Origin of the sequence: Acinetobacter uliginosus (assembly GCF_044130295.1) — a bacterium.
Classification (GTDB): Bacteria; Pseudomonadota; Gammaproteobacteria; order Pseudomonadales; family Moraxellaceae; genus Acinetobacter.
Genome location: NZ_JBIQOC010000004.1, coordinates 1 through 353 on the forward strand (window position 1 = coordinate 1; position 353 = coordinate 353).

At 37.7% G+C, this 353-nt stretch carries 1 rRNA gene; it reads right to left on the reverse strand.

Features of this window, described 5'->3' with window-relative positions:
- Positions 1-98 (reverse strand): 16S ribosomal RNA (locus ACE01T_RS01800); the annotation flags it as partial.
- Between the last annotated feature and the right edge of the window lie 255 nt (positions 99-353).

The following is a 353-nucleotide window of genomic DNA, read 5'->3' on the forward strand; positions in this document are numbered from 1 at the left end:
CGCTAAGTATTGGTGCAAGCACCAATACTCCGCTCGACTTGCATGTGTTAAGCCTGCCGCCAGCGTTCAATCTGAGCCATGATCAAACTCTTCAGTTTAAAATCAGTAGTAGCTTATGGCTACCAATCTTGGCTCATCAATTTTCTGACAAATATTTCTCAAATAAACTTCGAGTAATTTCTACCATCAATCAATGAAAATAATTTCGATCAATCAGCCAGTAAAAATCCACACAAATTGTTCTTCATAATCTCTTAATGATCTATTTCCTACCTCGTCAGTAGAAAATATAACGCAATAAACATTCAACAACTTAACCTGTTCAGCTAAGTTCGTTTGCTGTATCGCGTCGG